This is a genomic window from Bacillus badius NBRC 15713 (assembly GCF_001591605.1).
Lineage (GTDB): Bacteria > Bacillota > Bacilli > Bacillales > Domibacillaceae > Pseudobacillus > Pseudobacillus badius.
In genome coordinates, this window is sequence record NZ_BCVF01000018.1 from 1 (window position 1) to 25,472 (window position 25,472).

A 25,472-nucleotide genomic window follows, 5' to 3' on the forward strand; every position below is an offset into this window, starting at 1 on the left:
GTGGAAAGCAACAGCCCCCATCTACAAGCAAGAGAAAAAGGCTGCGGACCACAACTTCAATTTTCATTGAGTTTGTCTACAGTATGAGCCAGCACCTTTAGGAAGATACCGGCTTATTTTTTTAAAAAAATATGCAGTAACGTGCGTCAGGTCAGGTATTCCTCTTTTTTCGTCAATCGAGTTGTCAACTAAAGCAGCAGAGCGTGTGGCAGCCGGCTATCTGAGTAAATAGAATAAATAAACCGTTTTAAGAAGTGGAAAAGGGGAGAAATGACTTGGCGCAAATTGAAAAAGTGTATGCAGAGGATTTTAACGGAGCCAATCACGCTTTACAGATACAAAATGCGATTGAGTTTGCCAGCAAGAACAATACAAAAACAGTGCTGCTTGCGGACAAAACGTATAGTATTACGGCTCCTTTAGTTATTAAAGAAGGGGTCAGTCTAGAGTTTGGACATGGCACCATCTTTGCGGTGTATGGGAACTTTCCAGTAATAGAGTTAGAAAGAAACGCCGCTATGAAAGGAGCCTATATTGCGATTGATGATGCAGCCTTTACTTCGGAAGTCATTCGGCTAGATGGTAAACACAAATATTACAATGTCTGGAATAGAACCAAAATTGAAGAATTGAACGTTATTAACTGGTCAGGGAGCCATAAAGGAACAGGAATTTCTTTATTCTCAGGCGGGAGCGGCCACGAAATTTCTTATGTTCATTTTGAAAATGTGAAAATAGCAGGGATGGATATCGGGATCAAGTTAAAGGCGCAAAAACCGGCAAGCGGCATGGCCTGGGTGAATGCCAACCGGTTTGCCAACGCCTCAATAGATGATTGTATCACAATGATTTATATGGAAAGCGGATTAACAGTCCCGAATGAATGTAGCGGCAATCAATGGACGAATTTGCAAATACAGCCTTCAGCGGCCACCCGAAAGATCGCAAGAATTGCCGGACAATACAATAAACTCGAAGGAATGGTATGGGACGTAGCTTCTATAGCGCCGGCAGGTCCTGTGATAGACTTGACTGCCACGTCAGATTCGACAGACTTGATTATGCCAGCTGTGCCATCCAATCGGATTAGCAATAAAGGCACCAATAACAATCTTCATAGGTAAAGAGACAATGGCCGTACACGCAGCAAATTAGCTTTGTGCGCTATCGGCGAAAACCTATAAGGAAGCTCTGAAGTACAAGAGCTTGTCCTGAACATGCTGAAATGAAGCAGCAGCATGCAAACCAATGGGCACTCAAAGAAGATGGACAGCAAAAAGGGAAGTGTGGCCAGCACTTCTTTTTTGTTTGATTTTATCCCTCAGATTAAGAAACGGCAGCTGAAGAACGGGTTGGATGCCGTGCATAAGCCTGAACAATTGCTGATGATGGTTGTTTTGTATAAACAGAATCAATAGGTGGCCCCGCCTCATCGGAACTTTTTCCGTTGTTATCCGTATATAAGATACCAGCACTAAGCAGTGGAAGAAACATCAAAGAAAAGTGGTGATTGAATTGAACGTATTTGCAGTTGTATTGTGTTTATTTGTCATCAGCTGCCAAGCCTATAAGTTGATCCAGCTTTTGCTGAAAATGAAACAAGAAAAGCTGGCTCCCATTACGGCCCAAGAGTTAGCGGTGTTGAGAAAATATCCTCAGAAGCCAGTGGATGCCCCTGTGTATTCTAAGCAGCGAACAGGTCTTATCATTGAATGTTCTATGCTGCTGTTTCTTATGGTGGTGTTATTCATGGGGCTGTTTTTCGATAAGTTTGATTGGCCGTTTTTCTTTTTCATCTTACTGCCTTTTTCTTATTCGAATGATGTGTTGAACTTGTTTGCGGTTGTGGAAGGTGGTTTACTTAGCGGCAATCGCTTTATTGCTTGGGATCAGATAAAGTCGTTTCAGTTCGTTCCGATTGACCTCAATCACCGGTATTATGGTTTTGATAAAGAAGTGAATGAAGGATACGAATTGATCATTAAGCGAAAAGTATGTTCTACAAGCTGTATTGTGACATCTGCTGAAATGAAAGAAAAATTGACAGCCCTTTTGCATGAGCATGCTTCTAGGCTAAAAGAGCAGGAGAAAGCTCATATCCATGCTAAAGAAAGTCATTAGCGCTGGCTAAGCTATTCCTACTGAGGTCAAAAGAGGCGGGTGAAAACGAGTGCGATGCGGGACAAGCACCGCAGGCAGTTTCCGCGCTGCTAAACGAGCGGCATTCATACAGCAGCTTTTCAAAGGAAGGGAAAGAGAATGAAAGCAGGAGGATCGGACAGGATGGAAACATCAATCAACCAAAAAATATGCGTGATTACGGGCGGAACAGGCGGCATCGGGTATTATCTGTCAGCAGGATTTGATGAGGCGGGGTATAAAGTTGTTGCTTTAGATAAAGAGCAGCATCAGCCTTTAACGGACGGCATTGACTTTATTAAAACAGATGTCAGCAGGCAAGAAGACATTAAGCGTGCGTTTAGGCAGATTGCCGGCCGATATGGAGCGGTGCATGTGCTGATTAATAACGCGGCGGTTTCCGCGTTCTCCAAACCGGTTTCTGCTATCTCCGTTGAAGAATTTGAGGCGGTCATTGCGGTGAATTTGCGCGGCAGCTTTATTTGTGCGAAAGAGTTTATTGAAGCAAACAGCGGCCAGGATTATGGCCGAATCATTAATATCGCTTCGACGAGGTGGAATCAAAATGAAGCTGATTGGGAGGCGTACGGAGCCTCCAAAGGCGGGCTGGTGTCCTTAACCAGCACATTGGCGGTGTCTCTTAGCGACCGGCCTATTACTGTAAATGCCGTGAGTCCCGGGTGGATACAAACAGAAGGATACGGAGAATTATCGGCATGAGACCATGCTCAGCATCCATCCGGACGTGTCGGGCGCCCGCGTGATATTGTCAATGCTTGCTTGTTTCTTGCAGATGAGCAAAATGATTTTATCAATGGCCACAATTTAGTTGTTGATGGCGGCATGACAAAGAAAATGATTTATGAGGAGTAAGCTATAGCAAGAGTACAAGGGATAAACAACAGGGAAGCAGGACCAACAGTCAGATGGAAAGGTAAGGCGGATAAGAAGAAGCCTCTCATTGTCCGCCTTATGCATTGTTAAGCAGCTATGTTACTAGATATCACACAAAAGGAAGAAACGTTTATTGGAAGTAATAAACCAAGGAAAGAACCGATAAAGGTATCCTTAGATAATAGGGAAGGGATGTTTATGAATTTAGACGGCTGCCTAAGAGGAAAGCAAGAAATTTATCAGAAGAAGTAGGTATTCTCCTTTTTAGTACTGATAGAAAACGAGAAATGAAAAATAGGGTTATACGTTACTTGAATGAAGTCAAGGTAGTTTCACCAACGGATAGGCGCTCTCTTCATAAGTGGATGGCAGATTTTTGAGGGATTTGGATGGTTAATACTTTTGTATCTCCAGGTATACTGGATATGTCTACAAGAAAGATTTCTCAAATGATGTACATTATGATTGTGAGAGGTGCTATATGAGTATTGCCATTGCATTAGTTATTGTGATTGCTATCATTGCAGGTGTCTCTACCTTTTTATTAGCAGGTAAAGGTGACGAGGATTATAGAAGCAATGCTGGACGAAACACCAAGAACTTAAGCTTGATTTATCTTGTTGTCATGATTCTGTCATTTGTTGCTGTTGGGGTATATATCAAGTGGTTTGCATAGAGCCGAATGCTTTACCATTTTAAACCTAGCATCTGTTGCAGATGGTAGGTTCCTTTATTATTTAGAAAGACGTCCTTTGAGCCGATTAAAGAAAGTATATGCTATTATTGTCTATAATTAGGAAGCAAACTATGCTGTTTATCAAGTCAGCAAAAAGGAGATCGATATGGATTGGAAACTAGACAGAGCAGTTAAAAAGCCTATTTATAAACAGCTTGCTGAATATATTGAACATGGAATCGCAGATGGGACTTTTCCTCCCGACAAGCCATTGCCGTCAGAAAGAAAGTTGGCTAGTGAGTTAAATGTGAATAGAAGTACGGTCGTGTCGGCGTATGATGAATTAGAAGCAAATGGACTGATTGAAAGAAAAAGAGGGAGCGGGACAACAATAAGCAAAGACATTTGGGGAGTGACCAAAAAGCGTGTGCCGAGCTGGAACCAGTATATTAAGGCAGGCTCTTTTCTTCCCAATGTACCTGTAATGCAAAGAATACAAAAGGAGCTGACGGTCCAAAAGCTGATTAATTTAGCCAGCGGAGAACTGTCGGAGGATCTTTTTCCAACCCGTTTTTTGCAGGAGATTATTTCAACTAGGGTGTTTGACGGAAACCTCGGTTACGATCATCCTCAAGGAAATGAAAATTTAAGAGATACAATTGGTAAGCATGTGGGAATTTATCGGGGAATTGAGGCAAGCCCTTCCTCCATTCTCATTACCTCTGGGGCGCAGCAGGCGTTGCATTTGGTGGTCCAATGTCTCTTAAAACCAGGGGATGCCATTGTTTTGGAGGATCCTTCTTATCACTATGGACTTCCAGTGTTTAAATCTGCAGGGTTGAAGACGTTTTTCTTACCCGTTAATAGGGATGGAATAAATCCTGAGGATTTGCTCTTTCTGCACAAGCGGCACCGGATTAAAATGATATTTTTAAATCCCGCCTTTCAAAATCCAACAGGCGTGTTTCTGCATAAAAATCGCCGTCAGCAAATACTTGAGCTGTCGTCTCAACATGGAATCCCAGTGGTTGAAGATGATCCTTACAGTTTAACTGCTTTTACAGGGGAAGATGCCTCTCCTCTGAAATCGATGGATCAGCACGGGAATGTTTTATATATCAGTTCTTTATCAAAGGTTGTTGCTTCTGGCTTGCGCATTGGATGGGTTATTGGTCCAAAGCCGGTAATTGAAAGGTTGGCGGATGCCAAGCAGCAAGTAGACTTCGGGCATGGAAGTTTTGCTCAATGGATGGCGAATGAATTTTTGAAGTCTAGCTATTTCAGCATCCACATCAAAAGCTTGGTGAAGCAGCTGAAGCAAAGGCGGAACCAAATTGTTACAAGTATGGAGACTTATTTGAGGGGCGATGTCGATTTTCAAGTCCCTCAAGGAGGCATCCATTTGTGGTGCAAACTAAAAAAGGAATATAATGAACTGCAATTACTGGAGGCATCTATTAAGAGAGGGGTTATTTATGTGCCTGGAGCAACTATGGGATCGGAGGCAGGCTATGTCCGCTTTACTTATGCCAGGGAAACGGAAGAAAAAATAGATGAAGGAATAAAGAAGTTTGCAGATGCTTTTTATGCCATGGATAAAAAGCTTTAATTTTCCTCGAAATAATTCAATGGAATATAGTCAAAGCGTGCTTTAATAAAAATGAGTGAAAACTCGTTTCTTCTGTAGAAATGGAAATACTCAGAAAATAATAAACAATAAGACCTGTTTTCTTTTCCCTCTTCTTAGTCTCTTCTATTCATTTTCCTTTGGCAACAAAGGAAACGATACAAAGTGATCGAATCCTTTCCTTAGAAGCAGAGAATTGAGTGGAGGGATGAAGGATGAAAAAGGCATGGAAAGTGTTAGGCTCAACCGCATTAGCGGCTTCATTAATTATGAGGAGCTTGGGCAAAAACTGCAGCAGATTCAAAAGTCGAGCCAAGGAAACGTAAAGGTGGAAACAGCTGGTTATACGAACCAAGGAAGAGAAATTTACAAAGTATCAACGGGCCATGGCAAGAAGGTAGTGCTGATTCAGAGTGAAATTCATGGGAATGAAAAAACAGGCACGGTGGCCCTGTTAAACATGCTGCAAAGTCTTGGTTCCAGCCAGTCTAAAGAAGCAAAGAAAATTTTAGACGAACTCACTATTGTAGCTATTCCAATGATGAATGCAGATGGATCGGAATTAAACCGCCGGGCAAATGATATGGATTGGGCAGAGGTGACAGCTAAATTTCCTCAATTAGCTCATGTAAAGCCAGCCTGGAATTATTATTCCTCTCCAGGAAGCTGGAATTATGACAAGAACCCCGGGTTTGATGTGAATCGCGATTTTCATCCGGATCTTAATTACGTGCCCAAGGCTGAAGATTTTCCAGGAACATCGAATGCCTACGGCTGGTATATTACCCCCGAAGCTCAGACGGTAAGAGATGTGTATAAGGACTTAAAGGCACAGTTTGGAAAGGTGGATGTATTCGTCGATCTCCATCATCAAGAGTTCCCTTATGTAGAAGGGACTGATGACAGAGTAACAATGTCGATATCAGGAAAGTTTGTGACCAATCCAAACAGCCCAGGCGGTGAAAAATATGCCGCTTATGCCGACCAATACAATTATGATTTTTCGCGCCAGTTGAATGTAGCTGTCTATAACGCCTTGCAAGCAAAAGGAAATTCCGTGTTTACAAACATTTCACTATATGACCAAAACATTGATCTGCCTGGCACGGCTCTCGGCTCTTTTGCGCTAAATGGGAGCGGAACCGTTCTGTTTGAAGTCAGCGGTCAAACGCAAAACTTTGGGCAAAAACAAAGAGGACAGCTTGTAAAGACAGTTGAAACAGGCCTTATGGGGATTATTAACGGAGTAGCAGACGGATCAGTTCATCAATTAAATCCGGATGACTATCAGAATATCCCGTTAAGTGTCAGGACACCAGGGGGACTATAAGAACGTTATTCACTTGCCGCGACTGGAGAGATCCTTTCGCGGTTTCTGCTGTATAAAGCGCACTGCTGAGGGGTTCTTAAGATCTGCTGTTCCTCACTAAACAGGTCGAATATAACTAAAAGCAGCTCCTTCCTTTTCCTTTCAGTCAACATCTGAATAAAAAAGGTATATACTATATTCAAATGAATATTTGAATGTTAAGGAGTGAGCCGAGTGAGTGATAAAGACATTTGCGAAGTGTATTGTTATGACGAGGAGAAAGTAGATCGGATACAGAAGAAAATCAAGTTAGAGGATTGGTCCGGCGTGACCCCGTTATTTAAAGTGCTGGCTGATGAAAAGAGGGCAAAAATTGCTTATTCCCTTTGCCAGGAGGGGGAGCTATGTGTGTGTGACATGGCGAATATTATCGGCGTTTCTGTGGCCACGGCTTCCCACCATTTACGGACCCTTCACAAGCAAGGGATTGTGAACTATCGAAAAGAGGGCAAATTAGTTTTTTACTCATTAGATGACAAGCCGGTCAAACAGTTAATCACCATGGCGCTGGCACATAGGAAAGAAGTGAAAGCTCATGTCTGACCAGTCAGTCAAACAGTCGAGCCGAGACATGCAAGCTTATCGGGTCCAGGGGTTTACTTGTGCCAATTGTGCCGGCCTCTTCGAAAAAAATGTAAAAGAATTACCCGGAGTGGAGGATGCCAAAGTAAACTTTGGAGCGTCCAAAATTTATGTGCAGGGTCATGTCACGATTGAGGAGCTAGAAAAAGCTGGAGCCTTTGAACAGCTAAAGATTCGAGATGAAAGAGAGCGGCAGGTGGAGCATACGCCTTTTTGGAAACAAAAAGAAAATATAAAGGTGTATGTTTCAGCAGTGTTGCTTATTGTTAGCTGGTTTTTAGGGCGGCAGTATGGGGAAGACTCAGTCTTTGCCACAGCCGGTTATGCTGCGGCCATTTTAATTGGCGGGTATTCGCTGTTTTTTAACGGCTTGAAAAATTTGAGCCGGTTAAGGTTCGATATGAAAACCCTTATGACCATTGCGATTATCGGAGCGGCAATCATCGGTGAATGGGGCGAAGGGGCCACAGTGGTGATTCTCTTTGCGATCAGTGAGGCTTTAGAGCGCTATTCGATGGATAAAGCCCGTCAATCCATTGAATCGTTAATGGATATTGCGCCAAAAGAAACGCTGATCCGGCGTGGAAATAACGAGTTCATGCTGCATGTAGAAGACATCCAGATCGGCGACATTATGATTGTAAAGCCGGGACAAAAATTGGCGATGGACGGGGTGGTAATCCGCGGGACTTCGGCATTGAACCAGGCGGCGATCACTGGTGAGAGCGTGCCGGTCGCCAAGACAGCCGGTGATGAGGTGTTTGCAGGAACGTTAAATGAGGAAGGGCTTTTGGAAGTCAAAGTCACTAAACGGGTAGAAGACACGACTCTATCCAAGATCATTCACTTAGTAGAGGAAGCGCAGGCCGAACGTGCTCCATCCCAAGCGTTCGTCGATCAGTTTGCCAAATATTATACACCGGCTATTGTGTTCCTTGCTTTTCTCATAGCCGTGGTGCCGCCGCTGCTGCTGGACGGGGACTGGAGCAAATGGGTTTATCAAGGATTGGCAGCCTTGGTTGTTGGCTGTCCGTGCGCGTTGGTTGTGTCAACGCCGGTTGCTGTCGTGACAGCTATCGGCAACGCAGCAAGAAATGGCGTGTTAATTAAAGGCGGCGTTTATTTAGAAACCGCCGGAGCTCTTCAGGCCATTGCTTTTGATAAAACCGGCACATTGACGGAAGGGATTCCTTCAGTTACCAATATGGCAACCTATGGCGGAGATGAAAAAGAATGGCTGGCGATTGCCGCTGCCATTGAAAAGGGGTCCCAGCATCCTCTTGCTTCCGCTATTATCCGGAAAGCAGAAGAGATGGGGCTGGACTTTCAAAGCGTTGCGGTGGAGGAGTTTCAATCAATCACCGGCAAAGGGGTGAGGGCGAAGGTTAACGGCCAAACTTATTACGTAGGAAGTCCCCAGCTGTTTGAAGCAGAGCATCAGATTATGAAAGATACGATTAAGAAGCATATCTCTGCCTGGCAAACGGAAGGAAAGACCGTCATGGTTTTGGGAACAGAGCAAGCCATTCTTTTACTCATAGCCGTGGCAGATGAAATCAGAGAATCGTCAAAAGAAGTGATCCGCCGCCTCCACGACCTTGGCATCCGCACCGTCATGCTGACAGGTGATAATGAAAGAACAGCCGCAGCGATCGGATGGCAGGTAGGCGTAGATGAGATAGAAGCGGATTTGTTGCCTGAGGATAAAATGGATTTCATTAAAGCTCTGCGCGCAAAGCATCAGCATGTAGCGATGGTAGGCGATGGCGTCAACGATGCGCCAGCGCTTGCTGCCTCATCCGTAGGTGTAGCCATGGGCGGAGCCGGAACCGATACCGCCTTGGAAACCGCCGATATTGCCCTTATGTCTGATGATTTAAGCAAGCTGCCGTATACAGTCCAGCTGAGCCGCAAAGCTTTGGCCATTATTAAGCAAAATATCACTTTCTCGCTAGCCATTAAGCTGGCCGCCTTGCTGCTGGTAGTGCCTGGCTGGTTAACACTGTGGATCGCTATCTTTGCTGACATGGGGGCCACGCTCATTGTCACCCTGAATAGTCTGAGGCTGTTGAGGGTGAGGGAGTAACCAAAGCACTTTATTAAATTCTGAGCGCAAAAGCCGATCTCTTTTAGTAGCGATCGGCTTTTGCGATGCTTTGAGCCTCTATTGCCTTGCTTCATCACTGCGCTCTGTAATTTGGCGCCACACTTTCTCTTTAAAGTCTTTAAATAAAACACTTTCTGATTGCTGAGCGCCGTATCTTCTGACGTTAACGGCTCCTTCTTCCATTTCTTTATCTCCCAGCACTAGGATGTAAGGGATTTTTTGCATCTGTGCTTTTCTTATTTTATATCCCATTTTTTCATCGCTTTTATCTATTTTTACCCTTACACCGAATTGCCTCAATTCGGCTTCGATTTTTAAACAGTAGTCTAGGTGGACTTGTGAAACCGGAATAATTTGGGCTTGAATCGGTGCAAGCCATACAGGGAACGCACCGGCAAAATGTTCGATTAAAATCCCGAAGAAGCGGTCGATTGACCCGAAAATGGCGCGGTGAATCACAACGGGCCGGACCTTTTCATTTCTTTCGTTGATATATGTCAAATCAAACTTTTCCGGCATTTGAAAATCAAGCTGAATGGTTGCGCATTGGTGACTCCGTTTCAACGCATCTTTAATATGAAAGTCAATTTTAGGGCCGTAAAAAGCCCCGTCCCCTTCGTTTAAGGAATAATCGACGTTTAAATCTCTTAGCACGTTTTTCAACGCTCCTTCAGAAACCTCCCAGAAGGCGTCATTGCCTAACGAATCCTCTGGGCGAGTGGAAAGCTCCACTGAATAATCAAATCCGAACGTACGGTAGACGCGATCAATTAAATAAAACACTTTCTTGATTTCACTTTCAATTTGATCCTCCCGAACAAAGATATGGGCATCATCTTGGCAAAATGTACGGACCCTGAGCATTCCATTTAAAGCGCCGCTGTATTCATGGCGATGAACTTGGCCAAACTCTGCCATTCGAACAGGCAAATCCCGGTAGGAATAAAGGCTGTTTTTAAAAATCAGCATATGGCCGGGACAGTTCATTGGTTTTAATGCAAATTTTTTGTGCTCCACCTCAGTAAAATACATGTTCTCATGGTAATGATCCCAATGACCGGATTCTTCCCATAGCTGCTGATTCATCATAAATGGCGTGCGAACCTCTTCATAAGCCGCCTGGCTTTGAAGCTCCCGGGAAAACCTTTCTAACTCATTTCGAATCGTCTGCCCCTTTGGCAAGTAAAACGGCATGCCGGGAGCTTCCTCGGAAAACATAAATAGCTCCAGCTGTTTTCCTAACTTTCGGTGATCTCTTTTGGCTGCTTCTTCCAAGAAGTGCAGATAGTCAGTCAGGTCTTTTTGCTTTTTAAAGGAAACTCCATATACCCGCTGGAGAACTTCATTTTGATTGTCGCCTCGCCAATAAGCACCTGATACACGCGTTAATTTAAAAGCTTTGATCCAACCTGTTGATGGAAGGTGAGGACCACGGCACAAATCAATAAATTCTCCTTGCTGGTAAAGGGTAATCGTTTCACTTGGAGGGAGATCTTGAAGGATTTCCAATTTAAACTGCTCGTTCTTTTCTGTAAACAGTTTTTCAGCTTCTTCATAAGACACTTCTATACGTTGAATCTTTAAATTCTCGCCGACGATTTTTTTCATTTCTTTTTCAATAGCGAGCAAATCATTGGAAGTGAGGTGATGATCCAATTTGACATCGTAGTAAAATCCATCTTCAATCACCGGGCCTATCCCTAATTGCACGTTCCCGTAAATTCTTTTGAGCGCTTGCGCCAAGACATGAGCGGACGAATGCCTTAACATATGCAATCCTTCCTCCGAGTTTAAAGTTAAGATAGAAAGGCTGGCATCTGCTTCAACCTTGCAGCTTAAATCCACCAGTTGTTCATTTAGCTTTCCGGCAACAGCTTCTTTCTTCAGGCTGGAGCTGATTGACCCCGCAATCTCTTCGACTGTAGTGCCTGGGGCGAAGCTCTTTATCTGTCCATCCGGGAATTGAATATTGATCTTTTTTTTGTCCATATCGTTGACACTCCTTTAAAGTAATAGAAAGATAAAAAAAGCGCACTCATCCCTGAAGAAGGGACGAGTGCGCTTAACCCGTGGTTCCACCCAAGTTTCCATAAGCAAACAATACACTTATGGCTCTGGTGCTGTAACGCAGCAAACGGCATTGGATACTTTAGTTCCCCAATGCAGCTCAAAGGCGGTAAATCATTTTCCTAAGCTAGGAAGGTCGCAGCTGATCCTTCCCTCTCTGAAAGCCGTAAAAATGATTCATGTCCTTATCATCGCAATCAATATTTACAGTGAAAAAATAAAAACACACTCATCCCTAAAGAAGGGACGAGTGTGTTTAACCCGTGGTTCCACCCAAGTTTCCATAAGCAAACAATACGCTTATGGCTCTGGTGCTGTAACGCAGCAAACGGCATTGGATACTTTAGTTCCCCAATGCAGCTCAAAGGCGGTAAATTATTTTCCTAAGCTAGGAAGGTTGCAGCTGATCCTTCCCTCTCTGAAAGCCGTAAAAATAACTCATGTCCTTGTCAAGGCTTTTACCATGTAAGCAGTATTTTCAATTATTTTACATAGTACAGTAAATCATTAGAAATGACAACCCGGTATTTACAGGCTGCGCTTATGCCGGAGCTTTCTTTAATAGGGAACGCGTGCGGGCAATCCGAATGAAAACTAGCAATGCAGTGAAGGATTCGCAGCTTTTGGAGCAGACATTTGTAAATCCTCTATATAAATTTTTCGGTGAAGCAAACTTTTCTTCAGGCTAGCCCGTCTATCCTATGTAACGGCAGATAAATTGTATTTTTGAAAAGGAGCTCTTTGAAGCAATGAATAAAAGAGAGGCACATGAATTATTTGTTACTTGTATGACCGATCACAAAGAAGATTTTTATCGCTTAGCGTTTAGTTATGTGAAAAATCAACAAGACGCACTGGATATTGTGCAGGAATCGATAAAAAAAGCTCTTGTATCTATGGAGGGAGTGAAGGAGCTTCAGTCCATAAAGAGCTGGTTTTATAAAATTGTTGTGCGCACGGCGATTGATTTTCTAAGGAAGCAGAAGAGGTTAACAGTGGCCGACCATCAAACCATCGATTTTTTGAGCAGCGGAAAAGAGGATGACTATGAAGATCTGGATCTTCAGAATGCCCTGGACGCCTTGCCGATCCAATATAAAACGATCCTTATTCTCCGTTTTTTCGAAGATTTGAAACTAGAAGAAATTGCAGAAATCGAAGAAGAAAACATTAGCACCGTCAAAACGCGCCTGTATCGGGGATTAAAGTTGCTGAGAATTGAAATCGCCAAGGAGGACCTATTATAATGGATAAGCGATTAGAAATGTTAAGAAAAGACTATAAAGATATACCGATTCCAAAAGAATTGGATAGGATTGTTGCCCAAGCTCTTCAGGAAAAGCCGAAGAAGAAAACGCGTCCGGTATGGCCGGCAAGTGTTGCTGCTGCTGCCTTGCTATTTACAGCTACTGTCAATTTCAGTCCGGAAGCGGCTCAGGCTATGTCCAAAATCCCTTTAGTCAAAGAACTGGTAGAAGTAGTTACCTTTAATGAATTTAAAGAAGAGAAGGGCAATGCCAGCATTGATGTCAAAACCCCGGCGATTACCGGTCTCGATAATCAAGCGCTCGAAGACAACTTAAATCAAAAATACGTGGAAGAAAGCCAAAAGCTTTATGAAGAGTTTGCGAAGTCAGCTGCCGCTGAAAACGGACATTTTTCAATGAACAGCGAGTATGAAAAGGTAACAGAGTCACCGGAGATTTTGTCCGTTCGCCGGACGATCCAAAGAACTCAAGCTTCCGGCTATATTCAAAACCGGTATGTGACGATCGACAAAGAAAATGAAGTGTTGATCACGTTAAAGGGCTTATTCAAAAATGGCCAATATGTGCCGGTCATTAGCGAAAATATTAAAGAGCAAATGAAACAGCAAATGGCCGCCGATCCTAATAAGATCTACTGGGTGAGTGAGAATGAGATAGAGCCTTTTACACAAATCAGCCCGGATCAGCCATTCTATATTAATCAAGATCACAAGCTCGTCATCTCCTTCGATGAATATGAGGCAGCCCCTGGATACATGGGGCCTGTAGAATTTATTATCCCGACGGCTGTCATTTCCGATCTGCTTGTCGGTGAGCGGTATATCCGCTAAAACAACGGCATTCACAAAATAGCTTTGCATCAGACCAAAATAAGTGGCCCTTTCTTCTTGTCAGCTAGAGGAAAGGGCGTTTGATATTGTACCGATTCGATGGAACGGGAACAGAACAAAAAGAAAAAGAGCCTTCCCTCCTTTCCGTGGACCTATCACAGCTATACATGCAGGTTAGGCTCTTCAAAAAATAGACGGCTGAAGGCACAGAAGAGTTTGTTTCTTTTTTTAAAAAAGCGCCGCTGTTAGTTCATGCTGGCGTCTCAAGGGAACGAAAGGCTGCTTCCTGAGGAAAGCGTCTGCCTGCAGCAAAATGTACATACTCTTTAACAGAGACCCCAAAAGATGAAAATTTTTTTCTTTCATGAAACTAAATGATAGGCTAGATACGTCTATTAACGAGAGGGGCGTTCGCCCCTTAGACGGATATTGATGGAAAGTTTAATAGAGCAAGATTATAACTGTACCTGCAGGGGAAATTTCAAGTATCATCTTAAAGAAGTGGCAATTGGAGGAATTTTTTATGTTAGGCAAGACACAAAAACACCGGTACGTCCCCGGGTTAGACGGCCTTCGAGCATTAGCTGTGCTAGCTGTTATTGCGTACCACCTTAACTTCAGCTGGGCAAAGGGCGGCTTTCTCGGAGTGGATATCTTTTTCGTTTTGTCCGGCTATTTAATCACATCCACCATTTTACCGGCAAAGGGAGAAGAATGGACATTCGATTTGCGGAAATTTTGGATGGGCCGGATTCGCCGCTTGCTTCCAGCTGCTTATTTCATGATTATCCTTACGTTCATTTGGGTGATGCTGTTTCATCAGGAGCTTTTGGACACGGTGCGCGGAGATGCCGTTGCCTCTATTTTTTATGCAAGTAATTGGTGGTTTATTTTTCATGAAGTTTCCTACTTTGACAGCTTTGGCTCTCCATCGCCTTTAAAAAATTTATGGTCGCTGGCGATTGAGGAGCAGTTTTATATTGTTTGGCCGCTGGTGCTGGCCGCCGGCTTGTACATATTTAAAGGGCGGCAAAGGTTTTCGCTATTCGTTTTTCTCGGAGCCCTATGCTCAGCCGTTTTAATGGGGGTGCTGTATCAGCCGGGAGCTGATCCTAGCCGCGTCTATTATGGCACCGACACGCGTTCCTTTGAATTGTTGATTGGCGCCTGGCTGGCTCTCGTTTGGCCTATGAACCGGCTCTCGTCCAACCGGCTGTCCCCTGAACTTGTGAAGACACTCAATATGACTAGTTTGATTGCTTTTGGCATTTTTCTGCTTTGTGTCGTTTTCATAGATGAATATCAAACGTTCTTATATAGAGGGGGCATGCTGCTGATCGGGCTTAACGCCGCCGTTCTGGTTGCTTGCATTTGCCACCCGGCCAGCTTGCTGGGGAAATGGCTGTCCTGGAAGCCTCTTCGATGGATCGGCTCAAGATCCTACGGCATTTATCTTTGGCATTATCCGGTGATTGTGTTAGGAACGCCGGTGCATGAAATCGGAAATCCGGTGTACTGGCGAATAGGCTTGCAGCTTATCCTGATATTAATCATAGCTGAATTTTCCTATCGCTTGATTGAAATGCCGATTCGCAAGCATGGATTCCGGCCATTTTTCCAAAAGCATCTGGCGATCAGTGCCTTAAAGTGGAGAAACTCTCCCCCGATTGGCAAGGTATCGACGATTCTTATTCCTCTGGCTGTTCTAATATTTGCTGCCGGTATCGCTGGCGCAGTCGCAGATGACGAGCAGCAGGAAACAAAACAGTCCCATCCAACGGAGGTCAAAATCGACGGCGGCAAACAGGAAAGTCTGCCGGCACAGGGGGACGCATCTCATAGCAAAGAAGAACAGACACCTGAAGATGAAGAGATAGAAGCGCCGCAGGAGGAAGGTGACGCACCGGCTGATGCCTCCTATACCGAAATACTGGCGATTGGCGATTCTGTTACAATCGATATCGCCTCTAGTTTGCAAGAACGCTATTCTGATATGACCATTGATGCGAAGATTGGCCGGCAAGTCTCGCAAGCAGCGAAACTGGCATCCGGGTATGCCTCGTTTAACCGTCCGGATAAGGCTGTGATTATTCAGCTGGGGACGAATGGCTACTTCACCGATCATCAAATTGATACATTGCTGAGCAGTTTTTCAAAAGCCCATATTTACTTAGTCAACACACGCGTTCCGCGGCCATGGGAAGGAAAAGTCAACCGAACGTTAGCAAAGAAAGCGCAAGAATATGAAAATGTCACGCTAGTAGATTGGTATTCCGCCGCGGTTGACCATCCGGAATACTTTGCGGCGGACGGTGTGCATCTGTTGCCAAAAGGAATTGCTGCCTTAACCGCCTTGATTGATCAATCGATTGCCGGAGATACCCATGCTGCTGGATAAAGACTTGTTGTATAAAATAACGCCATCCCCTTGGTTCGCCAAGGGGATGTTTAGCTAAGTGTCAGACAAAGCAGACAGCTTCTATGGGTATATATACGATATACTCATAGAAGCTGTCTGCAGCAAGGGGAGGTTTTTGTTATTCAGATGAGCGAAGAATCAGAAACTCAAGGGGGAAAGAGAACATGGAGATCAGATTATTAACTGCTGCTGATGCAGAAAGGTATCGAAACTTACGGCTTCAAGCCTTGCAGCACAGTCCGGAAGCTTTTTTAATGACGTATGAGGAGGAAGCCAGCCAAACAGATTCCCTTCAGCAATACAGAGAAAAACTGCAGCGGGAAAGCAGCTATACATACGGCATCTTTAAAGGAGCTGAACTCGTCGGCATAGGAACGCTGCAAGCAGAAAAACCTTTAAAAGTAAGGCATAAGGGCAATGTTTTTGCAATGTATGTAGCACAAGGGGAAAGAGGCGGGGGGCTTGTTGAATCAGCTGCTGCAGCAGCTGATTCAACAAGCCCGGTCACTGGATCTGGAGCAGCTGCACTTAACTGTGGTATCTGCCAACCGTGCTGCGAAGGCATTATATGCTTCTTTCGGATTCCGCCGATATGGCTTAGAGGAACAAGCATTAAAATGGAATGGGCAATATTGGGATGAGGAGCACATGGTTTTATTTTTAAAGAAAAAAACACCTGAATGATCAATGGAGAGAACGAGTCTGCAGCTCGTTCTCTCTTTCTTGTATAAAGGGCTGCTGCACATACAAACAAGAAGAACCTGCCCCGCTTCAAAGGACTCCCCAACATTTTGAAACTTTTTGGTTGATTATCCGTATATTTACAAGAGATAGTTCCTTCTTTTCGCATGAAAGGAAGGAAGCTGAGGGAGGAGAACGATGGAAAATAAAAAGAAAACAGCAGCAGCTACTTTGCTTTCCGCTGCATTGTTTTGTGCGTTGATAGCAGCCAGCTCGCTGAGTCCGTTATCAGAGTGGGGGAGAAATGCCAATCAATTTAACTCTCCGGGCATGTGGCTGGCCATGGCGATAGTATTCATTCTTTATATAGTCCCTTTATCAATGTATATGGCTGGCTTCGCATGGATGAAATACGTAATGGCCGTTTGTTGCGCGCTCGGCTTGCTTAGCTTTCTATTTACTTTGGTCGTTGCGATAGTAGCCGGTATGGTTAGCGGAACAACTTTACAGTTTATAGGCGTATTAGGGGTGTGCAGCTTGGCGATGGCTGTCAACATCAGCTGGTTCTTTATCGCGCTCGGCTCTAAAGAAAAGCGGTCAGCTTCAGTGATCAACATGTAGCTGGCCGTCGAATGCGGCTTCGTCATGGAAAGGGCGGAGAATCAGTCAGCTGTCCGGCCCTTGCAATAATGGGCCAATTTCGCCCCTCTTATGCGAGCTTGCCTGGAGGTAGATAGGATGAATATAAACAAATATTTAACGGGGTTTTTGGCAGGCTATATGATTTGCCTGTTGCTTGTTTATTTGGCCTTTGACTATTTTTCTTGGTCATTTACAGCCGGTTCTTTAGCTGGCGCGGCTCTCTTTGCGCTCCTCATTAAAAGGGGAGGGGAAAAAAGGCCGCAAGTTTCCATAACAGCAAAGCCTGTCCGCTGCTCTTAGAAGATGAATAAAGCACAGAAGTTAACCTGTGCTTTATTCATGGATTAGCTGCCGGCAGGATAGCTGGGGTTAGCTATATTCTGCGGCGTATTGAAAGAGGGGCAGCGTAATGAAAAAAGTTGTCCCCTTGTCTTTTGTACTTTCCACCCAGATTTGTCCCTTATGAAAGGTAACAATTTCTTGGCAGATGGACAGGCCGAGCCCATATCCTTTTTTGTTTAAGCGAGAGCTTGTCTTCGTATAGTTTCGATCAAAGATATAAGGGAGGTCGGATGAAGGAATGCCGCTCCCTGTATCTTGGATATGAATCATTACTTCGTTGCCTTCGTTTACTTTTTCAAAAAGAAGGCGAATTTCCCCGGACTTTGTATGGTTGCGGGCATTAGTCAGCAGGTTGGTGAATACCTGTTCCATCTTTTCCACATCCATTTCAATGAGAGGATCGGCTTCTTCCTCACTTTGAAATTGGTTCACTACTGTAAAAGAAAGCCCCTGTTGCTTGATTTCATATTCAAATTTGCGATAGAGGCGCTCGGCGAACTGCTGAAGAGAAACAAAGTCCATGTTAAATGGCATCTGGCCGGACTCTAATCGTGAGAGCGTGAATAGATTGTGAATCAATGAGTGCAGCTCATCTACCCGCTCAAGCCCTTTTTGTAAGTAGCGGGTTTTTTCCGCTTCTGTTAAGACCATCCCATCTGATATAGCTTCCATATATCCTCGAATCGAACTCAGCGGAGCGCGCAGGTCGTGGGAGATGTTTTCGATAAAGTGCCTTCTTGATTCCTCGGCTTGCGCCAATTGTTGATTCAGCTTTTCCAAATCAATGTTTGCTTCATGCAGTTCAGCTGTCCGTTTTTCCACCGTCGCTTCCATTTGTTCATAAAGGTCAGCATTTTCAATGGAGATCGCTGCTTGGGTTGAAATGAAAGCAAGAAATTGAATTTTCTCTTGGGTAAATGCATGAGTGGCTTTATTATTTTCCAAGTAGAGCATGCCTGTGACTTTTCCTTTATTTAAAATAGGCAGGCATAGAAGCGACTTTGTTTTTTGGCGAAGGACATAAGGATCATCGGTAAACATCCCCAGCGCTGCCGCGTGATCAAGCACGACGGGCTCTTTGCTTACATAAGCAAACTGGACAATTTTATCAGGCAGAATGCCTGTCCCGGTTATTGGCTGCTGCTTGTTCCAGTTGCCTTGTGGTTCATCTAAGCTTTTATACTCGCTAAGTATAAATTCATCTTCCTGCCTGTACAGCAGCATGCCGCGGTCAGCACCGCCATACTCCATTGCAATCTGCATTAACTTAGCTGATAGTTTCTCCAGCACGATTTCCTTTGAAATGCTTTGAGTCACCTCCAGCGCAGCGTGGGCATCAAACGAGGAGTGCTGCGGCAGAGAGGCGGCCGAATTCTCCTCTGACAGCTTTTCCCAGGCTTCTGCCATTTGCTTTGCTTTCGCGGCAGCCCCCCATTTCTGGAATGCTTCAGAGGCATTTTTTAAAAAGGGGTGGGCAAGGACGGATAATCCGGCACCGGCAAAATAATTGCCTGCACATTCGTAGGCAATCGCTGCGTCCTGAATAAAGCCGTTTTGTTCGGCGTAATGGATGCTATCCGTATACAAAGCAATGGTCTCATGATGGCTTCTTTTAGATGTTAAACGCTGCATCTCAGCTTTTAACAGCAAATATTTGTGCCGATAATTGCTGGGGGAGAGATCCGCCCACTTTTTTAACTTGCGGGCATGCTTTTGTAATGTCCTGTATATTCTCTTTTTCTCAGAAACCCCTTCTGCTTCTTCATAAAAGCGCGCCTGCCAGAGCGCGTTATAAAAATAATATTCAGGAACAATGACAAGCGTCAGCCGCTTATTAATCATCGGAACAAGCAGAGCCAGCAGCTGTCTGGCATATTCGCGCTTATCAAATAAATAGGCCATTTGCAGACGAATCGTGTAATGAATAATCTTTGCTGAATCGTCATCTACGATGGTTTCCAGCTCCCAAAGCGGCTTGGTTTGACGGCCTTTCAGAAACTCAATCCAATCGCGGATTTCATATAAAAAAGCCCGAGATACTTTATATTGAATTTGGTCTATAAATTGGATTTGGTTTTGCACCCCGGCCAAGGCTTCATCCAGGGATGTCCCTTTAATTAATAAGGTAATCACGATAAACGAGCTGTTTGCCCCGGCAAGGTGGATATTGCCGGCATCAAGGCAATACCGCTGAGATCTTTCAAGGTACAGGAGATTGTCACTGATTGGACCCAGCCAATGCTGCACAAAGCTTCCGTACACGAACTGAACACGGCCTTTGATTCCTAAATGGTTAAACCGTTCAGAAAGCTCGAGCGCCAGCTGTCCAAATTCATGACTTCCTTTAAAATCGCTGAAGCCGGCGCTAAGTATCAAGGCATAGTTATTGACAACTAAAGCACTGATATCCGTCAGCCCATACTTTAATGTGTATCTTAGAGCTTTCAGCATAAGCAAGGTCGCTAAGTGCTGATCGATATGATAGCTAGAGGAATTCATCGTGATCATTGTATCTAGAACATTAATTCGATCTTTATCTGTGAGCTTTGGAAGTGTAAGGATTTTTTCTTTGGCGTTCTTGGAGAGAGTTTGCTTCACAAGCAAAAACTCACAGATAATATCCCATTTTGTTATTTTCTTTGAAAGGTCAATGTCAAATAATTTAAGCCCTTCAATGCCGGCTTGAACAGCTTCCTCCACTCGATGCATATGTGTATAAAGCCTCATTTTCATATTGTAAATCGCGAGCTTGTCAGCCGGCGAACGAGAATGCCGCAAAATCTGATCAAATGTGCTTTCCGCTTCTGCGAATTGGCTCATGACATACTGGCATTCACCGAGCCCTTTCAACATTCGAAAGGTAAGCTCGTATTCTTCAGACCAAAGGGGCCCTGTTAAGCTGCCGGCTGTTTGAAAATATTTCAAGGCTTCGGCAAACGCCGCTGAAGCCTTGGCTTTTTCTCCAGCCTGGACATTCCAGTTGGCCAGCTGAATCATTTCTTCCCCAGTTAAATGCCTGATGCTTCTATTCAAGTGGTGAACAACCGTAAACAAATGGTCTTCGATCCCTTTGGAACAGTGCACAAGGAAATTCCCAATTGTTACATGTGCTTTTTCTTGCTCTTCTCTGGTCATCGTTGAATAAACAGCTTGCTGGACACGGTCGTGAAGAAAGGTGTAGGCAGGGGACTTCTCCTCCTTCAAGTACCCCCATTTGTACCATTGATCATTCGGCAGAATTAGCCCGGCTTCCAGTGCCATCCATAAGTCACTTGCGGCTTCCTTCTTTGTTTTTTTTGAAATCATCGCTAATGTTTCTAGATCGAAGAAGTTTCCAATACAAGCCGCCAGCTTTAAAATATGCTGAGTCGCTTCAGGAAGCAGGTGGATTCTGTTAACAAGAAAGCTAATAATGCCGCCTTTCACCGGATTTTCAGTAATCGCTTCGTATGCGATCGTCCACTTTCGTTTTTCAGGCTGCAGCATAATATAGCCATCCTCGTAATACGATTGCAGCAGCTGCTTTGTGTAAAAAGGGTTTCCTTGCGTGATCCGATGCATAAATATCGATAATTCCTTTATGTGCGGGCCCTCATCCATGAACGATTCCATCAGCCATTCATAAATCGTCTGTCTAGGAAGGGTGGTCAAGGGAATTTCAACATAGTGAACGGCTTCTTTTTGTAATGTCCGAATCGTTTTCTGCAGAGGATGAGGCTCATTCACCTCGTTATCACGGAAAGCTCCTATTACCATAAAATACGGAATATTTACCCGGGTGAGCAGATATTCCAGCAGTTCCAATGAGGCGATGTCCGCCCACTGCAGGTCATCAAGAAACATGACGAGCGGATGCTCCTTTGCAGCGAAGATCTCAATGAATTTCTTCATCACTAATGGAAAATTTTTCTGAATATCTATATGCTCCTGTTCCTTTATCGTCTGACGTTCACCAAGCAGCCATTTAAGCTCCGGGAGGATCGAAACTAGAACAGCGGCATGGACAGAAAGCTCCTTTTCGAGCTTCTCCTTCCATGTTTGAATTTGCTGAGGCGTTTCCGCTGTGATTTGTCTAATTAATGACTGAAAAGCCGATATAATTGAGGAAAAAGGAACTTGTCTTTGCATTGGATCGAATTTTCCTGATATGAAATAGCCTTTCTCTTTGATGAGCGGCTTATGGATTTCATGGACGAGGGCCGTCTTGCCAATGCCAGCTTGTCCAGGTATGAATACAATGCCGGGACTTCCGCTGCTCACATGAGAGAAAATTTCTTCCATTTGTTTCGCTTCATGTTCCCGCCCATAAATTTTGTGGGCGGTGGTAAAAACGCTCAGATCATCGTGCAGTCCGAGGGGAAATTCTTCGATGCGGCCTACTACATAATATTGGCTGAGACAGGCACTTAAGTCTTCCCGAACACCCCAAGCGCTCTTATATCGGGCCTCTGGGGATTTGGCCAGCAGCTTCATGATAATAGCCGAAATCTGCGAAGGCAGGTCTTTTCTAAGGGCTGAAGGCTGCTTGGGTGTTTTCGCTAAATGAGCATGAACCAGCTGCATAGGTTCTTGGTGCTGAAACGGAACTGTTCCAGTGAATAATTGGTAAAAGGTGATGCCGAGCGAGTAAAAATCCGTTCGGTAATCAACGGAACGGTTCATTCGGCCGGTTTGTTCAGGGGACATATACGGCCAATGGCGGCTAGTTGCCCGATCCAGGCGTGTCACCGCTTCATAGTGCTCCTGTTTTAAAACGGTTGAATGGTTGAGCCCTGTGATTTTCACAGCATGCGAACGTCTTGATAACAACAAGTTTTCCGGGCTTATGCTTTGATGAATGAGCTGCTGCTGATGAAGAGTGAACAGCGCAGTGGCTATGTTTTTGGCAATTTTCAGCCCATCGTAAATAGAGACCGGCTGCTGCAGAAGTTCTTCTAAGGTGATGCTTGAAAAATACTCATAGACAAAATAGTCCTTGTTCAAATAATGAACGGTCTGAAGGGGACGAAGCGTACTGTCGCCAGTCAATTGGCGGCTCATATGGAATTCGTGAATGGCTGAAGCCCTTTCTTCAACAGAAGAAGCGTTCGTTTTCATTACTTTGATTAACACATGTTTACCGGTGTCAACGGCGTACGCTTTATAAAATAAGCTGCTGGCGTTTTCCGTTTCAACATCGATCAATTGAAATCCAGGTATCTGAAGTGGATTTTTCATGTTTACTCCCCTCTTTACTTAAAGAAAGCTTTAGTCGAACTTTAACTAAACTTTAACTTTTCCCTCTATAATTTAGTTGTGTTGTAAAATAATGGGGCGGAGGTAAATATGAAAAAAATTTGCAGAGGCATAGGGCAAATGGAATCAGCGAAACCGTTAGAAGACTGGCTGCTGCTGCTTATGGAGGCAAAAAAGTTAGGGCTCACAACAGAGGAGGTTCGCTGCTTTCTCAAACAAGATCTGAAAGCTGTTAAAGACTAAATTTGTAGCCTAGTCCTCTGACGGTCAGTATCCAAGCCGGCTTGGCCGGGTTTTCCTCAATCTTTTTGCGCAGGTTACTGATATGAACCATCACCGTTCGATAATCGCCAAGACTCTGTTCTCCCCATACACGGTCGAAAATTTCTTCCAGGCTGAATACCCGATTCGGATGATCCGCCAACAAGCACAGCAATAAAAATTCTTTTGTCGACAAGGCAAGAGGGACTCCCTTCTTTTTGACGACACAGTTTTCCTTCTCGATAACAATGTCTCCAAAATGGATGATCGTTTGCTCTGAAGGAGCGGCTAGTGATTCGTTCTGACTAGATAATTCACGGTAACGCCGTAAATGCGCTTTGACTTTAGCGATTAAAATGCCAGGACGAAACGGTTTGATCATATAGTCATCTCCGCCAATTCGATGGCCAAGAATTTGATCGACATCATTTTCCCTGCCGCTCAAAAAAAGAATCGGAACCTTCGTGATCCGGCGTAAATGCTGGCATACTTCAAAGCCGTCTATATCGGGCAGGCCAACATCCAATATAATAAGGTGGGGATTCTTGTTTTTGACCAATGTAATGGCAGTTTGTCCATCACGCGCAAATAAGAGATGAAATCCTTCTTTTTTCAAATAAATCTTTTGAATTTCTTGTATGTCTTCATCATCATCAACAATTAAGATCGTTTCAGCAGCCATCTCCTCTCTCCTTTCCTCATAAGAGTATTTTCAGAATAAAAAGTTTACTCTTTTACTATTATACAAACAATTGGAAGATAAGTCCTTATTTTCGCCTAAGTGGATGAACCTACGGGCTTTTTACCTGAAACGAACAGAGAACAGCGGCAGGCTTCATCGTTTCTTAATTAAAGGGTGTGCTGCCCCGTATGAAAGATTGAGCCTGCTTATGATTGAGAGTGGAACCAAGTAACGTCTTCTTTTCTGGAATTACTTGCTGTACTCATCTGTATTGAAGGAGTTGGGTTCAAATGACAGCGGATGAATCAAAGCATCTATAGGGACTCCAAGAGCAAGTGCGATTTTAGAAAGCGTGCGCAGCGAGGGATTACTGCCAGCTTTTCTTTCTAAAGTTGATAGATAGGATTTAGAGATCGAAGCTTCTTTGGCCAATCTTGTCAGAGAATAACCTTTTTGTTCGCGTAATTGTTTAATGCGCTGTCCCACCATAGCACCAGGCTCCTTTTGCATATTTTGTTCATTATAACGCATTTTGTTCGTTTTAAGGCACAAATAAAATATATTGTTCTTTATAAAGAACAAAAAGAGACGAAAGACCTATTATTAATATGGGGGATGCATGGTATAATCTCTCTAAGTTGTTCTTTTTAAAGAACAATATACAAGCAGATAGAACCTTCACACGTACGTATAAACAGGTTTGATTTAGGAGGAGGAAAAAATGCGCGTATTAATTACAGGGGGAGCTGGGTTTATCGGTTCGCATATTACAGAGGAATTGCTTTTGCAAAATCATCAAGTAGCTGTAGTGGATAATCTTTCGTCGGGAAAGAAAAGCCAGGTGCCACTGGAAGCCAGCTTCTACCAAAAGGATATTAGACAAAAAGACCTGGGTGAAGTGTTTGATGAGTTCCGGCCAGATTATGTGATTCACCTGGCTGCGCAAGTGTCTGTATCTAAGTCGATCCAACAGCCTTTTCATGATTGTGAAGAAAACATCTTAGCAACGATTAATGTGCTTGAATCTTGTGTCAAGCATCACGTGAAAAAGCTGGTGTTTGCTTCTACGGCGGCTTTATATGGAGATCCTCAATATTTGCCTATTGATGAGCAGCATGGCATGAATCCTACCTCTTTTTATGGGCTGTCCAAAAAAATTGCAGAATCCTATATTAAGATGTTTGCTGAATATCATGGACTCACATACACCATTTTGCGTTATGCCAACGTATACGGAATGAGGCAGGACGCTTACGGGGAAGCCGGTGTTATCGCTATTTTCATTGAGCAGCTATTGTCCAGCCAGCCGCTTCACATTTTTGGAGACGGGGCACAAACAAGAGATTTTGTGTTTGTTAAGGATGTGGCGAAAGCGAATGTAGCGGCATTAACGAGGGGAGAAAATGAAACCATCAATATTAGTACGGGCCAGCAAACTTCTCTTTTAACTATTATAAATGAACTGCGGATGATTACTAGCGAAGAGGTATCACCTGCTTTTGGCCATGAGCGGCGAGGGGACATCAGACATAGCTGTTTGTCCAATGCCAAAGCAAAAGAGCTCCTGGATTGGGTTCCGGCTTATTCGCTTGCAGAGGGGCTGAGAGCAACGATTCACTACTATCAACAAAAAGCGGTTGTCTAGGGGAGG

The 25,472-nt window shown here is 44.1% G+C and carries 20 protein-coding genes, 1 pseudogene and 2 other annotated features; of the genes and pseudogenes, 17 read left to right on the forward strand and 4 right to left on the reverse strand.

What is annotated here, in order from left to right; translation table 11 throughout:
- Positions 1-275: 275 nt before the first annotated feature.
- From BBA02S_RS10515 to BBA02S_RS10555, 9 genes and pseudogenes are all read left to right on the forward strand, one after another.
- Complete coding sequence (locus BBA02S_RS10515; protein WP_156141500.1) at positions 276-1,124, forward strand: hypothetical protein; 849 nt, start codon at positions 276-278, stop codon at positions 1,122-1,124.
- Between the two features lie 114 nt (positions 1,125-1,238).
- Positions 1,239-1,418, forward strand: coding sequence for a hypothetical protein (locus BBA02S_RS10520; RefSeq protein WP_041114260.1), 180 nt, complete (start codon positions 1,239-1,241; stop codon positions 1,416-1,418).
- A gap of 97 nt (positions 1,419-1,515) precedes the next feature.
- On the forward strand, positions 1,516-2,121 hold the full coding sequence (locus BBA02S_RS10525; protein WP_156141498.1) for a hypothetical protein: 606 nt from the start codon (positions 1,516-1,518) through the stop codon (positions 2,119-2,121).
- A gap of 162 nt (positions 2,122-2,283) precedes the next feature.
- Positions 2,284-3,012, forward strand: a pseudogene (locus BBA02S_RS10530) (SDR family NAD(P)-dependent oxidoreductase).
- 502 nt (positions 3,013-3,514) lie between these two features.
- Positions 3,515-3,709: a hypothetical protein gene (locus tag BBA02S_RS10535; RefSeq protein ID WP_041098399.1), complete on the forward strand. Its 195-nt coding sequence runs from the start codon at positions 3,515-3,517 to the stop codon at positions 3,707-3,709.
- Positions 3,710-3,875: 166 nt separating this feature from the next.
- Positions 3,876-5,318, forward strand: a complete 1,443-nt coding sequence (gene pdxR / locus BBA02S_RS10540; RefSeq protein ID WP_041114259.1) for a MocR-like pyridoxine biosynthesis transcription factor PdxR — start codon at positions 3,876-3,878, stop codon at positions 5,316-5,318.
- Positions 5,319-5,562: 244 nt separating this feature from the next.
- A complete protein-coding gene (locus BBA02S_RS10545; protein WP_231557213.1) occupies positions 5,563-6,666 on the forward strand; it encodes a M14 family zinc carboxypeptidase in 1,104 nt (367 codons plus the stop codon).
- 213 nt (positions 6,667-6,879) lie between these two features.
- A complete protein-coding gene (locus BBA02S_RS10550; RefSeq protein ID WP_041098404.1) occupies positions 6,880-7,248 on the forward strand; it encodes an ArsR/SmtB family transcription factor in 369 nt (122 codons plus the stop codon).
- The gene (locus tag BBA02S_RS10555) at positions 7,241-9,373 is read left to right on the forward strand and encodes a heavy metal translocating P-type ATPase (protein ID WP_041114258.1); all 2,133 of its coding nucleotides are present in this window, start codon (positions 7,241-7,243) and stop codon (positions 9,371-9,373) included. Before BBA02S_RS10550 ends, BBA02S_RS10555 begins: the two co-directional genes overlap by 8 nt.
- Positions 9,374-9,451: 78 nt before the next feature.
- Here BBA02S_RS10555 and thrS read toward each other — a convergent pair whose 3' ends face one another.
- Positions 9,452-11,383, reverse strand: a complete 1,932-nt coding sequence (thrS, locus tag BBA02S_RS10560; protein WP_041114257.1) for a threonine--tRNA ligase — start codon at positions 11,381-11,383, stop codon at positions 9,452-9,454.
- 56 nt (positions 11,384-11,439) lie between these two features.
- Positions 11,440-11,662: a binding site (T-box leader), on the reverse strand.
- Positions 11,663-11,700: 38 nt separating this feature from the next.
- Positions 11,701-11,923, reverse strand: a binding site (T-box leader).
- 287 nt (positions 11,924-12,210) lie between these two features.
- Between thrS and BBA02S_RS10570 the strand changes: the two genes are divergently transcribed.
- The 6 genes from BBA02S_RS10570 to BBA02S_RS10595 all read left to right on the forward strand — a co-directional run bounded on the left by BBA02S_RS10570 (position 12,211) and on the right by BBA02S_RS10595 (position 17,601).
- Positions 12,211-12,708, forward strand: coding sequence for an RNA polymerase sigma factor (locus tag BBA02S_RS10570; RefSeq protein ID WP_041098411.1), 498 nt, complete (start codon positions 12,211-12,213; stop codon positions 12,706-12,708).
- Positions 12,708-13,559: an anti-sigma-V factor RsiV gene (rsiV, locus tag BBA02S_RS10575; RefSeq protein WP_041098413.1), complete on the forward strand. Its 852-nt coding sequence runs from the start codon at positions 12,708-12,710 to the stop codon at positions 13,557-13,559. Before BBA02S_RS10570 ends, rsiV begins: the two co-directional genes overlap by 1 nt.
- 523 nt (positions 13,560-14,082) lie before the next feature.
- Complete coding sequence (locus tag BBA02S_RS10580) at positions 14,083-15,957, forward strand: acyltransferase family protein (RefSeq protein ID WP_041114255.1); 1,875 nt, start codon at positions 14,083-14,085, stop codon at positions 15,955-15,957.
- Positions 15,958-16,443: 486 nt separating this feature from the next.
- Entirely contained in the window at positions 16,444-16,662 is a 219-nt protein-coding gene (locus BBA02S_RS21310; RefSeq protein WP_231557212.1) for a GNAT family N-acetyltransferase, read from the forward strand.
- Between the two features lie 195 nt (positions 16,663-16,857).
- Positions 16,858-17,280: a DUF5391 family protein gene (locus BBA02S_RS10590; protein ID WP_041114254.1), complete on the forward strand. Its 423-nt coding sequence runs from the start codon at positions 16,858-16,860 to the stop codon at positions 17,278-17,280.
- 117 nt (positions 17,281-17,397) lie between these two features.
- Positions 17,398-17,601, forward strand: a complete 204-nt coding sequence (locus tag BBA02S_RS10595) for a hypothetical protein (protein WP_041114253.1) — start codon at positions 17,398-17,400, stop codon at positions 17,599-17,601.
- Between the two features lie 69 nt (positions 17,602-17,670).
- Here BBA02S_RS10595 and BBA02S_RS10600 read toward each other — a convergent pair whose 3' ends face one another.
- Positions 17,671-22,860: an ATP-binding sensor histidine kinase gene (locus BBA02S_RS10600; RefSeq protein ID WP_041114252.1), complete on the reverse strand. Its 5,190-nt coding sequence runs from the start codon at positions 22,858-22,860 to the stop codon at positions 17,671-17,673.
- A 108-nt stretch (positions 22,861-22,968) separates the two neighbouring features.
- On the opposite strand from BBA02S_RS10600, the gene sinI reads away from it, so the two are divergent.
- Positions 22,969-23,121 carry a DNA-binding anti-repressor SinI gene (sinI, locus tag BBA02S_RS20645; RefSeq protein WP_223664207.1) on the forward strand — a complete coding sequence of 51 codons (153 nt, stop codon included), beginning with the start codon at positions 22,969-22,971 and terminating at the stop codon, positions 23,119-23,121.
- Here sinI and BBA02S_RS10605 read toward each other — a convergent pair.
- Together BBA02S_RS10605 and BBA02S_RS10610 are read right to left on the reverse strand one after the other, a co-directional pair.
- A complete protein-coding gene (locus tag BBA02S_RS10605) occupies positions 23,111-23,821 on the reverse strand; it encodes a response regulator transcription factor (RefSeq protein ID WP_041098423.1) in 711 nt (236 codons plus the stop codon). The genes sinI and BBA02S_RS10605 overlap by 11 nt on opposite strands.
- A 249-nt stretch (positions 23,822-24,070) precedes the next feature.
- Entirely contained in the window at positions 24,071-24,310 is a 240-nt protein-coding gene (locus BBA02S_RS10610) for a helix-turn-helix domain-containing protein (protein WP_041098896.1), read from the reverse strand.
- A gap of 232 nt (positions 24,311-24,542) precedes the next feature.
- Here BBA02S_RS10610 and BBA02S_RS10615 point away from each other — a divergent pair, with 232 nt between their 5' ends.
- Positions 24,543-25,466, forward strand: coding sequence for an NAD-dependent epimerase/dehydratase family protein (locus tag BBA02S_RS10615; protein ID WP_041098425.1), 924 nt, complete (start codon positions 24,543-24,545; stop codon positions 25,464-25,466).
- The last annotated feature ends 6 nt before the right edge of the window (positions 25,467-25,472 follow it).

Excerpts from the sequence above, each read along its gene's own strand:
- BBA02S_RS10520 (WP_041114260.1), top strand. The coding sequence starts at position 1,239 with ATGCAAACCAATGGGCACTCAAAGAAGATGGACAGCAAAAAGGGAAGT.
- BBA02S_RS10535 (WP_041098399.1), top strand. The coding sequence starts at position 3,515 with ATGAGTATTGCCATTGCATTAGTTATTGTGATTGCTATCATTGCAGGT.
- pdxR (WP_041114259.1), top strand. The coding sequence starts at position 3,876 with ATGGATTGGAAACTAGACAGAGCAGTTAAAAAGCCTATTTATAAACAG.
- BBA02S_RS10545 (WP_231557213.1), top strand. The coding sequence starts at position 5,563 with ATGGAAAGTGTTAGGCTCAACCGCATTAGCGGCTTCATTAATTATGAG.
- BBA02S_RS10555 (WP_041114258.1), top strand. The coding sequence starts at position 7,241 with ATGTCTGACCAGTCAGTCAAACAGTCGAGCCGAGACATGCAAGCTTAT.
- thrS (WP_041114257.1), bottom strand. The coding sequence starts at position 11,383 with ATGGACAAAAAAAAGATCAATATTCAATTCCCGGATGGACAGATAAAG.
- BBA02S_RS10570 (WP_041098411.1), top strand. The coding sequence starts at position 12,211 with ATGAATAAAAGAGAGGCACATGAATTATTTGTTACTTGTATGACCGAT.
- rsiV (WP_041098413.1), top strand. The coding sequence starts at position 12,708 with ATGGATAAGCGATTAGAAATGTTAAGAAAAGACTATAAAGATATACCG.
- BBA02S_RS10580 (WP_041114255.1), top strand. The coding sequence starts at position 14,083 with ATGTTAGGCAAGACACAAAAACACCGGTACGTCCCCGGGTTAGACGGC.
- BBA02S_RS10590 (WP_041114254.1), top strand. The coding sequence starts at position 16,858 with ATGGAAAATAAAAAGAAAACAGCAGCAGCTACTTTGCTTTCCGCTGCA.
- BBA02S_RS10595 (WP_041114253.1), top strand. The coding sequence starts at position 17,398 with ATGAATATAAACAAATATTTAACGGGGTTTTTGGCAGGCTATATGATT.
- BBA02S_RS10600 (WP_041114252.1), bottom strand. The coding sequence starts at position 22,860 with ATGAAAAATCCACTTCAGATACCTGGATTTCAATTGATCGATGTTGAA.
- sinI (WP_223664207.1), top strand. The coding sequence starts at position 22,969 with ATGAAAAAAATTTGCAGAGGCATAGGGCAAATGGAATCAGCGAAACCG.
- BBA02S_RS10605 (WP_041098423.1), bottom strand. The coding sequence starts at position 23,821 with ATGGCTGCTGAAACGATCTTAATTGTTGATGATGATGAAGACATACAA.
- BBA02S_RS10610 (WP_041098896.1), bottom strand. The coding sequence starts at position 24,310 with ATGGTGGGACAGCGCATTAAACAATTACGCGAACAAAAAGGTTATTCT.
- BBA02S_RS10615 (WP_041098425.1), top strand. The coding sequence starts at position 24,543 with ATGCGCGTATTAATTACAGGGGGAGCTGGGTTTATCGGTTCGCATATT.